This window comes from Pseudomonas shiyinii, assembly GCF_056725765.1.
Genome location: NZ_CM161522.1, coordinates 1,312,542 through 1,327,157, shown reverse-complemented (window position 1 = coordinate 1,327,157; position 14,616 = coordinate 1,312,542). Strand labels below are relative to the sequence as shown.

At 63.9% G+C, this 14,616-nt stretch carries 13 protein-coding genes; 5 read left to right on the top strand and 8 right to left on the bottom strand.

What is annotated here, in order from left to right; all coding sequences use genetic code 11:
* Positions 1 to 29 precede the first annotated feature (29 nt).
* From ACXHGZ_RS06250 to ACXHGZ_RS06235, 4 genes are all read left to right on the top strand, one after another.
* A complete protein-coding gene (locus ACXHGZ_RS06250) occupies positions 30 to 1,244 on the top strand; it encodes a CmpA/NrtA family ABC transporter substrate-binding protein (RefSeq protein ID WP_480462904.1) in 1,215 nt (404 codons plus the stop codon).
* An 11-nt stretch (positions 1,245 to 1,255) separates the two neighbouring features.
* Complete coding sequence (locus ACXHGZ_RS06245) at positions 1,256 to 1,831, top strand: ANTAR domain-containing response regulator (protein ID WP_480462902.1); 576 nt, start codon at positions 1,256 to 1,258, stop codon at positions 1,829 to 1,831.
* Positions 1,832 to 2,037: 206 nt separating this feature from the next.
* A complete protein-coding gene (locus ACXHGZ_RS06240) occupies positions 2,038 to 3,249 on the top strand; it encodes a nitrate/nitrite transporter (protein ID WP_084855108.1) in 1,212 nt (403 codons plus the stop codon).
* 8 nt (positions 3,250 to 3,257) lie between these two features.
* On the top strand, positions 3,258 to 4,928 hold the full coding sequence (locus tag ACXHGZ_RS06235) for a bifunctional protein-serine/threonine kinase/phosphatase (RefSeq protein ID WP_480462900.1): 1,671 nt from the start codon (positions 3,258 to 3,260) through the stop codon (positions 4,926 to 4,928).
* A gap of 97 nt (positions 4,929 to 5,025) precedes the next feature.
* Here ACXHGZ_RS06235 and ACXHGZ_RS06230 read toward each other — a convergent pair whose 3' ends face one another.
* The 8 genes from ACXHGZ_RS06230 to ppsA all read right to left on the bottom strand — a co-directional run bounded on the left by ACXHGZ_RS06230 (position 5,026) and on the right by ppsA (position 13,523).
* The gene (locus ACXHGZ_RS06230; protein ID WP_084855106.1) at positions 5,026 to 6,060 is read right to left on the bottom strand and encodes an OmpA family protein; all 1,035 of its coding nucleotides are present in this window, start codon (positions 6,058 to 6,060) and stop codon (positions 5,026 to 5,028) included.
* A gap of 110 nt (positions 6,061 to 6,170) precedes the next feature.
* Positions 6,171 to 6,737, bottom strand: coding sequence for an RNA polymerase sigma factor SigX (sigX, locus tag ACXHGZ_RS06225; RefSeq protein ID WP_480462899.1), 567 nt, complete (start codon positions 6,735 to 6,737; stop codon positions 6,171 to 6,173).
* A gap of 113 nt (positions 6,738 to 6,850) precedes the next feature.
* The gene (locus ACXHGZ_RS06220) at positions 6,851 to 7,675 is read right to left on the bottom strand and encodes a mechanosensitive ion channel family protein (RefSeq protein WP_084855104.1); all 825 of its coding nucleotides are present in this window, start codon (positions 7,673 to 7,675) and stop codon (positions 6,851 to 6,853) included.
* A gap of 2 nt (positions 7,676 to 7,677) precedes the next feature.
* Positions 7,678 to 7,929 (bottom strand): hypothetical protein, encoded by a 252-nt coding sequence (locus ACXHGZ_RS06215; RefSeq protein ID WP_043206741.1) that lies wholly within the window; start codon positions 7,927 to 7,929, stop codon positions 7,678 to 7,680.
* Between the two features lie 213 nt (positions 7,930 to 8,142).
* Entirely contained in the window at positions 8,143 to 9,138 is a 996-nt protein-coding gene (gene cmaX, locus ACXHGZ_RS06210) for a divalent cation transporter CmaX (protein WP_084855103.1), read from the bottom strand.
* A gap of 27 nt (positions 9,139 to 9,165) precedes the next feature.
* Positions 9,166 to 9,657, bottom strand: a complete 492-nt coding sequence (gene rraA, locus ACXHGZ_RS06205; RefSeq protein WP_224458467.1) for a ribonuclease E activity regulator RraA — start codon at positions 9,655 to 9,657, stop codon at positions 9,166 to 9,168.
* A 405-nt stretch (positions 9,658 to 10,062) separates the two neighbouring features.
* Complete coding sequence (locus ACXHGZ_RS06200) at positions 10,063 to 11,052, bottom strand: alpha/beta fold hydrolase (protein WP_480462897.1); 990 nt, start codon at positions 11,050 to 11,052, stop codon at positions 10,063 to 10,065.
* 95 nt (positions 11,053 to 11,147) lie between these two features.
* Positions 11,148 to 13,523, bottom strand: a complete 2,376-nt coding sequence (ppsA, locus tag ACXHGZ_RS06195) for a phosphoenolpyruvate synthase (RefSeq protein WP_084855100.1) — start codon at positions 13,521 to 13,523, stop codon at positions 11,148 to 11,150.
* A gap of 179 nt (positions 13,524 to 13,702) precedes the next feature.
* Here ppsA and ppsR point away from each other — a divergent pair, with 179 nt between their 5' ends.
* Complete coding sequence (gene ppsR / locus ACXHGZ_RS06190) at positions 13,703 to 14,521, top strand: posphoenolpyruvate synthetase regulatory kinase/phosphorylase PpsR (RefSeq protein WP_084855099.1); 819 nt, start codon at positions 13,703 to 13,705, stop codon at positions 14,519 to 14,521.
* The last annotated feature ends 95 nt before the right edge of the window (positions 14,522 to 14,616 follow it).

Below are 14,616 nucleotides of genomic sequence, written 5' to 3'. Positions count from 1 at the left end.
CAGACAGCCCCGTACCGGCGAGGAACCCCTTGAATACAGCACTCCCCACGACACCCCTGGCCTGGGTCAATGGCAGCGATGCACCCGAGAAAACCTCCCTGGACATCGGCTTCATGGCCTTGACAGACTGCGCGCCGGTCGTAGTGGCCGCCACACAAGGCTTCGCCCAGCTGCACGGCCTGACCCTCAACCTCAAGCGCCAGGCCTCCTGGGCCGGGCTGCGCGACAAGCTGGTCAGTGGCGAACTGGACGCCGCCCATTGCCTGTACGGCCTGGTCTATGCCGTGCACCTGGGCCTGGGCGGCGTCCCCAGCCATGCCATGGCCGTGCTCATGGGCCTGAACCAGAACGCCCAGGCCCTGAACCTCTCCCCGGCCCTGCAGCGCAAAGGCGTGACCAGCCCCGAGGCGTTGTCGCGCCTGGTGCACCAGCATGGCGCACGCCTGACCTTCGCCCAAACCTTCCCCACCGGCACCCACGCCATGTGGCTGTATTATTGGCTGGCCAGCCAGGGTATCCATCCGCTGCAGGACGTGCGCAGTGTGGTGGTACCCCCCGCGCAAATGGCTGCCCACCTGCAGGCCGGGCGTATCGACGGCTTTTGCGTCGGCGAACCCTGGTCGGCCGATGCGGTGGCCAAGGGCTTGGGCTTTACCTTGGCGACCAGCCAGTCGATCTGGCCGGACCACCCGGAAAAAGTCCTCGGCGCTACCCGCTCATTCGTAGAGCAATACCCCAACAGTGCCCGAGCGTTGGTGAAAGCCGTTCTGGCCGCCAGCCGATTCATCGAGCAATGCCAGGAAAACCGTCGTAGCACAGCCCAACTGCTCAGCGGCAAGGCCTACCTGGACGCCCCACTGGGCAGCATCGAACCGCGACTGCTCGGCGACTACCAGGACGGCCTTGGCAACCAGTGGCACGACCCTCACGCCCTGCGCCTGTTCGACCAGGGGCGGGCGAACATGCCCTACCTGTCCGATGGCATGTGGTTCATGACCCAGTTCCGCCGCTGGGGCCTGCTGCGCGAAGACCCGGACTACCTAAAAGTCGCCCACCAAGTCCAGCAGCTGTCGCTCTACCGACAGGCAGCCGAGGCCGTCGGCGTGCCGTGCTCCTATCCCCTCATGCGCAGCAGCCTGTTGATCGACGGCAGCCGCTGGGACGGCAGCGACCCTTACGGCTACGCCCGCAGCTTCCGCCTGCATGCCCTGGATGACGCCCTCGGCACCCGAGCCGGACTGTGAGGAGCACGAACATGCTGCGTATCCTGCTGATCGACGATACCGAAAAGAAAGTCGGCCGCCTCAAGGGCGCCCTGATCGAGGCGGGCTTCGAGGTGATCGAGGCCGGCGCGCTGACCATCGACCTGCCCACCTGCGTCGAAACCGTGCACCCTGACGTAGTTCTGATCGATACCGAATCACCGGGCCGGGATGTGATGGAACAGGTGGTACTGGTCAGCCGCGACCGCCCTCGCCCGATCGTGCTGTTCACCGACGAGCACGACCCGGGCGTGATGCGCCAGGCGATCCAGGCCGGGGTCAGCGCCTATATCGTCGAAGGCATCCAGGCCACGCGCCTGCAGCCGATCCTCGACGTGGCCATGGCCCGCTTCGAAAGCGACCAGGCGCTCAAGGCGCAGTTATTGGCTCGCGACCAGCAACTGGCCGAACGCAAGCGCATCGAACAAGCCAAAGGGTTGTTGATGAAGATGAAAGACTGCAACGAGGAACAGGCCTACACACTGATGCGGCGCCAGGCCATGAGCCGACAGCAGAGGCTGATCCAGGTGGCCGAGCAGATCATCGCCATGCACGAGATGCTGGGCTAGGCACCGAAAATCCAAAGCCCCCCCGCCTACAGTTGGCCCATCTCTTGCTGAGCAAACCTCACCGGTAGCCAACGGCGGCTACCTCACTTGATTCCCGACAAAGACGTCGCTCTCCCCTCCTCTTGTGGAGCGGGCAGCGGCGTCTTTTTCGTTCCAGCCCTGCACAGCCAGGGCGTGACCAGCGTTGCAGCCACGCGAGGTGTTCGATGAATACGAGCTTCTGGAAATCCGGGCATGTGCCCACCCTGTTTGCCGCGTTCCTGTATTTCGACCTGAGCTTCATGGTCTGGTACCTGCTGGGCCCCTTGGCGGTGCAGATCGCCACCGACCTCGGGCTCAGCGCACAGCAACGGGGCCTGATGGTGGCCACGCCGATCCTGGCCGGGGCCGTGCTGCGTTTCGTCATGGGCCTGCTGGTCGATCGTTTGTCACCGAAGACGGCCGGGTTGCTCGGCCAGGTCGTGGTGATCGCCGCCTTGGCCAGCGCCTGGCATCTGGGCATCCATAGCTATGGGCAAGCCTTGCTGCTGGGCGTATTCCTCGGCGTTGCCGGCGCCTCGTTCGCTGTCTCCCTGCCCCTGGCCTCGCAGTGGTATCCCCCTCAGCACCAGGGCAAGGCCATGGGCATCGCCGGCGCGGGCAATTCCGGCACGGTGTTCGCCGCCCTGCTGGCCCCGGCCCTGGCGGCGGCCTATGGCTGGAACAACGTGTTCGGCTTCGCCCTGCTGCCCCTGGTGCTGACCCTGGCCTTGTTCGCCCTGCTGGCACGCAATGCACCGCAACGGCCCAAGCCCAAGGCCATGGCGGACTACCTCAAGGCCCTGGGCGACCGCGACAGCTGGTGGTTCATGTTCTTCTACAGCGTGACCTTCGGCGGTTTCATCGGCCTGGCCAGTGCCCTGCCCGGCTATTTCAGCGACCAGTACGGCCTCAGCCCGGTGACCGCCGGCTACTATACGGCCGCCTGCGTATTCGCCGGCAGCCTGATGCGCCCCCTGGGCGGCGCCCTGGCCGACCGGTTCGGCGGGATCCGCACCTTGCTGGCCATGTACAGCGTGGCCGCCATCTGCATCGCCGCGGTCGGCTTCAACCTGCCCAGCGCCATGGCGGCCTTGGCCCTGTTCGTCAGCGCCATGCTCGGCCTTGGCGCGGGCAACGGCGCGGTGTTCCAGCTGGTGCCCCAGCGCTTTCGCCAGGAGATCGGCGTGATGACAGGGCTCATCGGCATGGCCGGGGGCATCGGAGGGTTCCTCCTGGCCGCCGGGCTGGGGGCGATCAAGCAACATACCGGCGACTACCAGCTGGCCCTGTGGTTGTTCGCCAGCCTCGGCCTTCTGGCCTGGTTCGGCCTGCACGGTGTCAAACAGCGCTGGCGCACCACCTGGGGCTCTGCGGCCGTCACTGCGGCGCGGGTCTGAGGGGGCCCATGAGCCTGCAGCTGAGTTTCGCCCAAGCCACGGCCACCGGCCCACGGGCCGAGAACCAGGATGCCCTGCGCCTGGTCACGCCCGCTGCGGAGCTGGCCGCCAGCAAGGGCTACCTGTGCGCACTGGCCGATGGCGTCAGCCAGTGTGCCGACGGCGGCCTGGCCGCGAAGGCCACCCTGCAGGCGCTGGCCCTGGACTACTACGCCACCCCGGCCATCTGGGGCGTGACCCAGGCCCTCGACCGCCTGTTGCTGGCACAGAACCGCTGGCTGCGTGCCCAAGGCAACGGCCAGCCGCTGCTGACCACACTCAGCGCCCTGGTGTTGCGTGGGCGGCGTTTCACCTTGGCCCACGTGGGCGACTGCCGCATCTACCGCTGGCACGCAGGCCACCTGCAGTGTTTAAGCGAAGACCATGTCTGGGACCAGCCCGGCATGCACCACGTGCTCAAGCGGGCCCTGGGGCTGGACCAGCACCTGCTGGTGGATTATCTCGAGGGTGAGCTGCAAGTCGGCGATTGCTTCATGTTGCTCAGCGATGGTGTCTGGGCGACCCTGGGCGATCGGCTTATCCAGTCGATAGTGCATGACCAGCCTGACCTGCAGGCAGCCGCCGACACCCTGGTCGCCACGGCCCACCATGCCGGCAGCCAGGACAACGCCAGCGCCCTCCTGGTGCGCGTGGACCAGCTGGGCCCGGCCAACCTCGGCGATACCTTGGCGCACCTGCAGCAATGGCCGGTGCCCGGGCTGCTACGCCCAGGCCAGTCGATCGATGGCTGGCAGGTCGATGCCGTGCTGTCGCGCAGCCGTCAATCGGTACTGTATCGGGTGCACGACAGCCAGGGGCAAGCCTGGCTGCTCAAGACCCTGCCTGAGGACCTGCGTGCCGAACCGGGCGCCACCCAGCGCCTATTGCTGGAAGAATGGTTCCTGCGCCGGGTCGCCGGGCGGCATTTTCCCGAAGTGCATAGTGCCAGCCAGCGCCAGCACCTGTACTACCTGATGCGCGAATACCCAGGGCAGACCCTGACGAGCCTGTTTGCCGAGCATGGGCCGCTGCCCCTGCAGCGCTGGCTGGAGGTGGCGCGCCAGCTACTGCTAGCAGTCGGCGCACTGCACCGGCGCAACCTGCTGCATCGGGACATCAAGCCGGACAACCTGCACCTTGGCAGCGATGGCCAGGTACGGCTGCTGGATTTTGGCCTGGCCTATTGCCCGGGTTTGTCCGAAGACGCGGCGCACGCGCTGCCCGGTACCCCTTCGTTCATCGCACCGGAGGCGTTCGAAGGCGCCGAGCCCAGCCCGCAGCAGGACCTCTATGCGGTCGGGGTGAGCCTGTATTTCCTGCTCACGGGGCGTTACCCGTATGGCGAGGTCGAGGCGTTCCAGCGGCCCCGGTTCGGCGTGGCGGTCGATCCGGCACGCTACCGACCGGATGTGCCGGCCTGGGTGCAGGGGAACCTGTTGCGAGGAGTAGAGCGTGAGCCTGCCCGGCGGTTCGAGACAGCCGAAGAATGGTTGCTGGCGTTCGAGCGAGGAGACAGGGACGAGGCGCCCAAGCGAGCCCGGCCGCTGCTGGAAAGGGAACCGTTGAAGGTCTGGCAGGGGGTGGCGTTGCTGTCGTTGCTGCTGAACCTGCTCCTGCTGGTGCTTTTGCTCAAGCGATGAGACGTCACGGCATTGCCGCTCCCACAGAGCGAAGCCTGCAGGCCAAAAAAAGAAAAACCCGGCCGAAGCCGGGTTTTTCGTGAAGCATCAAACCAAATTACTTGGCCTGGGCTTCGACCTGAGCTTCAACGCGACGGTTGATAGCGCGGCCTTCTTCGGTGGCGTTGTCAGCAACCGGACGGGTCTCACCGTAGCCAACCGAGTCGATACGGCTGGATTCAACACCGTACTGCTGGGTCAGGACTTCCTTGACAGCATTGGCACGACGCTCGGACAGCTTCTGGTTGTAAGCATCCGGACCAACGGAGTCGGTGTGACCTTCAACGGTGGTGGTGGTCTGTGGGTACTGCTTCATGAAGTCAGCCAGGTTCTTGATGTCGCCGTAGCTGTTTGGCTTGACGACCGACTTGTCGAAGTCGAACTTGACGTCCAGTTCAACACGTACGACTTCGGCAACAGCCGGGCAGCCGTCGGCGTCAACGGTAACGTTGGCCGGGGTGTCAGGGCACTTGTCGACGTTGTCGCAGACGCCGTCGTTGTCGCTGTCTGAGCAGACTTCGGCAACAGGAGCCGGAGCAGCTTCAGCTTGCTTCGGGCTACCGCCGAAGTTCATGCCGATACCGACGCTCGGGGCCCACTCGGTGTCGCCCTGGTCGATGTTGTACTGAGCTTCGACGCCGGCACGGGCGTAGAACATATCGGTGATGTACCACTTGGCACCAGCGCCGACGTTGGCGAAGGTGGAGTGGTCACGACCGCCACGGCCGGTCTGGCCCAGGCTCTGGTGCGAGAAACCAGCCGAAACGTACGGACGGATGGCGTCGTACGGGTTGTTGAAGTGGTAAACGGCGTCCAGGGCGGTGTTGGAGCCCTTGATGTTCTTGCCGTCTTCGCCACGAGCGTTGTGAACTTCGTCGTAGCCCAGACGCAGTTCGACGTCGTCGGTCAGGAAGTAACCGATCGAGCCACCGAACAGGTTGCCGTCGTTCTTGAAGTCGCGCTGGCTGTCGAAGAACTCCTTCTTGTAGAAGATCTCGGTCTCGACGGCGCCTTGACCTTGTGCCAGAGCGCCAAACGAAGTGGCGGCTACAAGCGAACCAATGGCCAAGCCCAAGGTGTTTTTCAATTTCATCCGTTAAATCCCCATCTGGTGATAGTTAAGCAGTCCCACCAACATCCGGGGGACAACTCGACGGCAAGTCTAGCAGAACTTGCCGGTTGGTTAGAGATATTTACGCGCCACTAAGTTTCAGTGAGCCCCGCAAATTTCTCTCTAAGCTTGTCGAGCGCACGCTTGTAGCGCATTTTCGTGGCGCTCAGGCCCATGTGCATGATGTCTGCGATCTCCTGGAATTCCAGCTCTGCGACAAATCGAAGCACCAGGATTTCCCGGTCGATCGGGTTCACATGCACCAGCCATTTATCCAGCCCGCCTTTTTCTTCAGGTTTCGGTGCCTTGTCCTCGGACGCCTCTTCCATAGGGTCCAGGCTCAGGGCATCCATCAGCCTTCGCTTGCGTCGTTCCTTGCGGTACTGGGTAATGCATTCGTTGTAGGTGATGCTGTAGAGCCAGGTCTTGAACTTGGACTTTCCCTCAAAGTTCTTCAGGCCGTACAGCACTTTGAGCATCACTTCCTGACAGACATCGTCGGCATCCCGGTCGTTCCCCAGGTAACGTGCACAGACGTTGAACAGGGTCCGTTGGTAGCGCCGCATGAGCTCCTCATAGGCGCGGGTTACGTGAAACAGCTCCTCATGCGAACGCGCCACCAACTCCTCGTCAGTGAGTGCTCGGGGGTCATAGCGCATGGGCGGCGAATGAACTTTATTCAAAACGGATCTGGCCGACAGTCGGGTCAATGTCGCCGCTCGGCCCCGTGGGCCGGTTTTCGCGGCGGCATACATTAACAGCTTTTGTGCGGTTAGCGGCTATTGACTCGCTGCTCGAGCAATTCCCGATTGGACAACGACACCAATTCGCCATCATCGGTCAGCAGGGTCGTCTTGACCGTACCGATCTCCTCGATCTGCCCTTCGACCTCGCCAATCCGCACCTGCTGGCCGACCTGGTAGAGTTCGCGCACGTAGATTCCAGCCAGGATCTGCCCGGCGATTTCCCGGCTGCCCAGGCCCATCGCCAGCGCAACGGCCAGACCAACGGTAATCAAACCGATGACGATCACATGGTTGAGCAGGTCGGTCTTGACCTCCAACTGGCTGATCGCCACCGAGATGCTGATGATGATGACCAGGCCCTGGGCGATACGCCCGACCCCGGCGGCATATTCCAGGCCCACCCCTTCGGCGGCGCCGCGCACCAGGCCATTGACCAACTGCGCCAGGAGCACGCCGGCCAGCAATACCAGCGCCGCGCCGAACACTTTCGGCAGGTACAGGGCGAGCATGTCGAGGGTCGCTGAAACCCGCTCCAGGCCCAGGGACTCCGCGGCCGAGACCAGGAAGATCAGCAGTACGAACCAGTAGACGATCTTACCGATCAGGGTGGAAATGGGCACCTGGATGCCGACGCGGCTGAGCATCTTGGTCAGGCCGGTGCCGCTCATCAGGCGGTCCAGGCCGAACTTGGCCAGCAGCTTGGACAACAGGGTGTCGAGCAGCTTGGCCACCACGAAACCGAGCAGCACCACGACCAGGGCGCCGAACAGGTTGGGGATGAAGTTCGCCACCTTGGTCCAAAGGGCGGTCATCGCAGTGACCAGGCTCTGGGTCCAGAGATCGAGTTCCATATTCAATCGGCCTTATCAGCTTTTCTGCCTGCGGCAGGGTTGCGGCGCACCGGCGCGACATGCGCCGAGCCATTGTTCACGGCGATCATCAGCGCCTGGCTCCAACGGCCGAGCAAGCTGAACAGATCACCCGCACCGACCTGGCGGTTGGCGGTCTTGAGGACGCGACCCAGGCAAGCGGCATCGTCACGGTCCTGGCCGGACGGCGATGCCTTGAGCAGGTCGCGCAAGGATTCTTCAAACGGATCGTGCATGGGCACCTCGCGTGATGTCTGTCAAAGACGAGGGCACGGGCCGATGGGTCACACCTGGATGTGGCACGAATGTTTCAAAATGCTTTGGCCTCTGGCAATCCTCATCGCGGGGCAAGCCCGCTCCCACAGACTCGGCGGCAGTTGAAAGGGTGCACCGAAACTGTGGGAGCGGGCTTACCCCGCGATGGCGGTGGCACGACAGACGAGGCTGAATCATACCCACCGCAACCGCCGGAACAGCCACCACTGCCCTGCCGCCAAGCCCAGCACCACGGCGCAGGCAAGCAGGAAACCATAGGGGCTGTCGGCGCCCGGGATACCGCCGACGTTGATGCCCAGCAGGCCGGTGACGAAGCTCATGGGCAGGAAGATGCAGGTGATGATGCCGAAGCGGTACATGGTCCGGTTCATGCGCTCGCTGCGCCGCCGGTCCTCACTCTCGAGCACCAGTGCAGCCCGCTCTCGGGTGAGCTCCAGCTCCTCCAGGTAACGGGTCAGGCTGTTGTTCAGCTCGTTCCAGTAGTCGGCATCGCCATCGGCGAACCAGCTCCACTTGTTGCGCGAGAGCTGGGCGTAGATCTCCCGCTGCGGCGCGAGGAACCGACGCAGGCCGGCGGCACGGCGGCGGATCTGCTGCAGGCTGCCCTGCACTGGGCTATACCGTTCGTCGGATTCAACCTTCTCTTCCTCGAGGTCGACCACTTCCGACAGGTCATCGACCAACGCCTGGACCTTCTCGGTAAGCAGTTCGCCCATCAGCAGCAACAGCTCGGACGCCGACTTCGGCCCCCGGCCCTCGTCCAACTGCTGGAGAATCTCGTCACTGGCACGCAGCGGCCGCAAGCGCAGCGAGATCACCCGTCGGGCCTCGGCGAAGATACGCACCGATACCATGTCCTCGGGTTCAGCCCCCGGGTTCAGGTTGACCCCACGCAGGAACAGCAGCATCTGCTCCTCGGCCAGCGGCAGCAGGCGTGGGCGGGTGTTCTCCTCCAGCAGCAGCTCGCAGGCGAACTCGCTCAGGCCACTGTCGTGCAGCAACCAGGTGCGGGTCTGGGGATGGCTGCGATCCCAGTGCAGCCAGAGACTTTCCCCAGCCTGCAAGGCAAGGTCGTCCAGTTCGGTCCGGGCAATCGAGCGCGCGCCGCCTTTGCCGTCGAGCACCAGGGCATGGACCAGCCCCCACTGCGCGTTGTCTTCCTCGAACATTCCAGCTCCATCAGCGCGCGCAGCGCGTCACTCGGGCATCTTCAACGGGCTTGGCGAGACGATCACGCCATTGTTGTCGGCGTACACGTACTCGCCCGGGCGGAAAGTCACGCCAGCGAAGGTCACTACCACGTTGAGGTCGCCGATGCCGCGCTTGTCGGTCTTCATCGGATGACTGGCCAGGGCCTGGACACCGACGTCGGTCTGCACCAGTACATCCACGTCGCGCACGCAGCCATAGATCACCAGGCCTTCCCAGCCGTTCTTGGCAGCCTTTTCGGCGAGCATGTCGCCCAGCAGCGCACGGCGCAGCGAACCACCGCCATCGACCACCAGGACCTTGCCCGTGCCGTCGAGCTCGACCTGCTCCTTGACCAGCGAGTTGTCTTCGAAGCATTTGATGGTGACGATCTGGCCGCCAAAGGAGTCGCGACCACCGAAATTGCTGAACATCGGCTCCAGCACCTGGACCAGGTCCGGGTAGGCGTCGCACAGGTCGGGCGTTACGTAATGCTGCATGGGAAACTCCTGTCAGTCACAACGAAAGCGAAGTTGCCCAAGGCTACACCGGGGAAGCCCTCGCAGTCATCCGAGACTGCTCGGTCAGTCGACGCCAGGCGTAGATCCATCGCCGGCAAGCCGGCTCCCACCTGCCCTGCGTTGTTTTCAAGACACCGCCATACCTGTGGGAGCCGGCTTGCCGGCGATAGGGCCGGAGCAAGCAACTCAAGACAATTGCTCCTACCTGTCCTGCGCTGTTTTCAAAGACACCGCTATACCTGTGGGAGCCGGCTTGCCGGCGATAGGGCCGGAGCAACCAACTCAAGACAATTGCTCCTACCTGTCCTGCGCTGTTTTCAAAGACACCGCCATACCTGTGGGAGCCGGCTTGCCGGCGATGGGACCGAACAGGCCAGCCAGGCTTCACCCAGACAAGCCAGGCTCCGCCACCACAGCCCCGGGCAACGGCGAAAGCGGGTCGTTCAACCACCCTTCCACCAACGGCCACACCTGCGCCTGCGCCGCCTTGCTCACCAGCATGTCGACATGCCCGAACGCATCGAAGCCCTCCTCCCGCCCCAGGCGCAGGAACTGCTTGCGCGTCCCGCCCAGTTGTTCGAACAGCTTGCGGCAGGCCCACACCGGGTCCTGATGGTCCGCCGCGCCCGCCACGGCCAGGACCGGCACGTCGACCTGCGCCATGCCAGCCCACCAGTCGTCCTGCTTGTCACCGAAACGCCCGAACAGCTTGTGCCAACGCAGACTCTCCAGCGCCAAGCCAATGGGTTCGTCTTCCGGACCACGCTTGAGCCGCGAACCGGACAACTGGGCGAAACGCTTGAGCAGCACGCGCGCGCTCCAGGCAACCGGCGGCACTTTCAGCGGCCAGTACACGCGGCTGACCTGGGCGCCGAAGAGGGCCACGCTGGCCACCTCGTCTGCACCCAGGTAGCCACCTCCCAACGCCGCCGCCAGGGTGGTGCCCCCCAGGGAATGGCCAACCCAGTGCGGCGCCTGCCCGGCCTGTTCCTGGACGAACGCGCCGATCACCGGCAAATCGAAGCGGGCGTAGTCGGCGACACGGTTATGCCGCCACTGGCGATTGCGTGGCGACAGGCCATGGCCGCGCATCTCCGGAATCCACACATCGAACCCGGCCCGGGCCAGGTAGGCGCCCAGGCCGATGCCCTTGGGCGAATACCAGAAACGACGGTTGGAGAAACTGCCGTGCAGGAGGATCACCGGCACACCCTGGGCACTCGCCTGGCTGGCCAGGCCCAGGCGGGTCACGGCCAGTTCCACGCTGGGGTCGGGGCTGTTGCCGGCCTTGATCCGGTACACGTCTTCACTGAGGTCACCGCGTCGCTCGGCGCTGAGCAAGGCCACGGGAAACAGGGTACTGCTGCTTTGCATAGGTCGATTGCACAAAAAAGGGCGGGATCCATTGCTGGAACTCGCCCTGGGTAAACCAGGCGGGAGCGCCCTGGAGCGCTCCCGCGTTCGTTGCATCAAGCTGCGCCTTGGCCCTCGGCCAGGAAGAACCAGGTCTCGAGCACCGAGTCCGGGTTCAGCGACACGCTCTCGATGCCCTGCTCCATCAGCCACTTGGCCAGGTCCGGGTGGTCCGACGGGCCCTGGCCGCAGATACCGATGTACTTGCCGGCCTTGTTGCACGCGGCAATGGCGTTGGCCAACAGCTTCTTGACCGCAGGGTTACGCTCGTCGAACAGGTGGGCGATGATGCCCGAGTCGCGGTCCAGGCCCAGGGTCAGCTGGGTCAGGTCGTTGGAACCGATGGAGAAGCCGTCGAAGTACTCGAGGAATTCTTCGGCCAACAGGGCGTTGGACGGCAGCTCGCACATCATGATCACGCGCAGGCCGTTGACGCCACGGCCCAGGCCGTTCTCGGCGAGCAGGTCGACGACCTGGCTCGCCTCGCCCAGGGTACGCACGAACGGCACCATGATCTCGACGTTGGTCAGGCCCATCTCGTCGCGCACGCGCTTGAGGGCACGGCACTCGAGCTCGAAGCAGTCACGGAACGACTCGCTGATGTAGCGCGAGGCGCCGCGGAAGCCCAGCATCGGGTTCTCTTCTTCCGGCTCGTACAGCTTGCCGCCGATCAGGTTGGCGTACTCGTTGGACTTGAAGTCCGACAGGCGCACGATGACCTTCTTCGGATAGAACGCCGCAGCCAGGGTGCTGATGCCCTCGACCAGCTTCTCGACATAGAAGCCGACCGGGTCGGCGTAACCGGCCACGCGCTTGTCGACGCTCTCTTTCAGATCGGCCGGCAGGCCGGCATAGTTGAGCAGCGCCTTGGGGTGCACGCCGATCATGCGGTTGATGATGAACTCCAGGCGCGCCAGGCCCACACCCGCGTTGGGCAGCTGGGCGAAATCGAAGGCGCGGTCCGGGTTGCCGACGTTCATCATGATCTTGAACGGCAGCTCAGGCATGGCGTCGACCGAGTTCTGCTTGACGTCGAAGCCCAGCTCACCCTCGAAGATGAAGCCGGTGTCGCCTTCGGCGCAGGAGACGGTCACGCCCTGGCCGTCCTTGAGCACCTGGGTGGCGTTGCCACAACCGACGACCGCCGGGATGCCCAGTTCACGGGCAATGATCGCCGCGTGGCAGGTGCGCCCGCCGCGGTTGGTGACGATGGCGCTGGCACGCTTCATCACCGGTTCCCAGTCTGGGTCGGTCATGTCCGAGACCAGCACGTCGCCTGGCTGCACCTTGTCCATTTCGGAAACGTCGTGGATCACTCGGACCTTGCCGGCGCCGATGCGCTGGCCGATGGCGCGACCTTCCACCAGGACGGTGCCCTTCTCCTTGAGCAGGTAGCGCTCCATGACATTGGCGCTGGAGCGGCTCTTCACGGTCTCGGGACGTGCCTGGACGATGTACAGCTTGCCGTCGTCCCCGTCCTTGGCCCATTCGATGTCCATCGGGCGCTGGTAGTGCTGCTCGATGATCATGGCCTGCTTGGCCAGCTCGCTGACCTCGGCGTCGGTCAGGCAGAAGCGCGCGCGGTCGGCACGGTCGACGTCGACAGTCTTGACCGAACGGCCGGCCTTGGCCTCGTCGCCGTAGACCATCTTGATGGCCTTGCTGCCCAGGTTGCGACGCAGGATGGCCGGACGGCCGGCCTGCAGGGTCTGCTTGTGCACGTAGAACTCGTCAGGGTTGACTGCGCCCTGGACCACGGTTTCGCCCAGGCCATAGGCACCGGTGATGAACACCACGTCACGGAAGCCGGACTCGGTGTCGAGGGTGAACATCACACCGGCGGTGCCGGTTTCCGAACGCACCATGCGCTGCACGCCGGCGGACAGGGCGACCAGCTTGTGGTCGAAGCCCTGGTGCACGCGGTAGGCGATGGCGCGGTCGTTGAACAGGGAGGCGAAGACCTCCTTGGCGGCGCGGATCACGTTGTCCACGCCACGGATGTTCAGGAACGTCTCCTGCTGGCCGGCGAAGGAGGCGTCCGGCAGGTCTTCGGCGGTGGCCGAGGAACGCACGGCGACAGCCATGTTGTCGTTGCCCTGGGCCATTTCGGCGAAAGCGGTGCGGATTTCTGCGTCCAGGCGCGCCGGGAACTCGGCGTCCATCACCCACTGACGAATCTGCGCGCCGGTCTTGGCCAGGGCATTGACGTCATCGACGTCCAATGCGTCCAGGGCTGCATGGATGCGGTCGTTCAGGCCACTCTGTTCGAGAAAGTCGCGGTACGCCTGAGCCGTAGTGGCAAAGCCGCCCGGCACCGAGACGCCGGCACCTGCGAGGTTACTGATCATCTCGCCCAGGGATGCGTTCTTGCCCCCCACATGCTCTACATCGTGGACGCCGAGCTTATCGAGGGAAACTACGTACTCTACCAAGGTGATCTCTCCACTAACTGTATTGGAAAAGCTCAAGGGCGCCCGCCTGTCGACTCCGACTTGGCCGGACGCTTGTGGCCTGGACCTGGAAAATAAGTGAGAATGCCGAACACACGCGTTCGGCAAACCGAACCTATCATACTCCAGAAAACTTCGGCAGCTTAAGGCCCAGGGTGCAAATGAAACGATCCGCGTTCTTCATCTCCGACGGTACCGGTATCACTGCCGAAACGCTGGGCCAAAGCCTGCTCGCACAATTCGATAGCATTCCTTTCAATAAATTCACCCGTCCCTACATCGACACGCCGGACAAGGCGCGCAACATGGTCCGCCAGATCAACGACGCGGCGGAGCGGGACGGCATGCGGCCGATCATCTTCGACACCATCGTCAACCAGGACATCCGTGAAATCCTGGCCACCTCGAACGGCTTCATGATCGACATCTTTTCGACGTTTTTATCCCCGCTGGAGCAGGAATTAACCGCCCATTCGTCGTATTCCGTGGGCAAGTCCCACTCGATCGGCGGTAACTCCAACTACATGGAGCGCATCGAGGCGGTCAACTTCGCCCTGGACAACGACGACGGCGCGCGCACCCATTATTACGACAAAGCTGACCTGATCCTCGTAGGCGTGTCGCGATGTGGCAAGACGCCGACGTGTTTGTACATGGCGATGCAGTTTGGCATCCGCGCGGCCAACTATCCGTTGACCGAAGACGACATGGAGCGCCTGCAACTGCCGGCGGTGCTGAAGAAGCACCAGAACAAGCTGTTCGGCCTGACCATCGACCCCGACCGCCTGACCGCCATCCGCCACGAGCGCAAGCCCAACAGCCGTTATTCGAGCTTCGCCCAGTGCGAATTCGAGGTGCGCGAAGTGGAGAGCCTGTTCCGCCGGGAGAACATCCCGCATATCAATTCCACGCATTTCTCGGTGGAGGAGATCTCGGCGAAGATCCTGGTGGAAAAAGGCGTCGAGCGCCGCTTCAAGTAGCACCGCCCCCCTGTAGGAGCGGCCTTGTGCCGCGAAAGGGGTGCGAAGCGCCCCCAAGGGATCAGTGCATCAAGCGGATATTGCCGGGGCCGCTG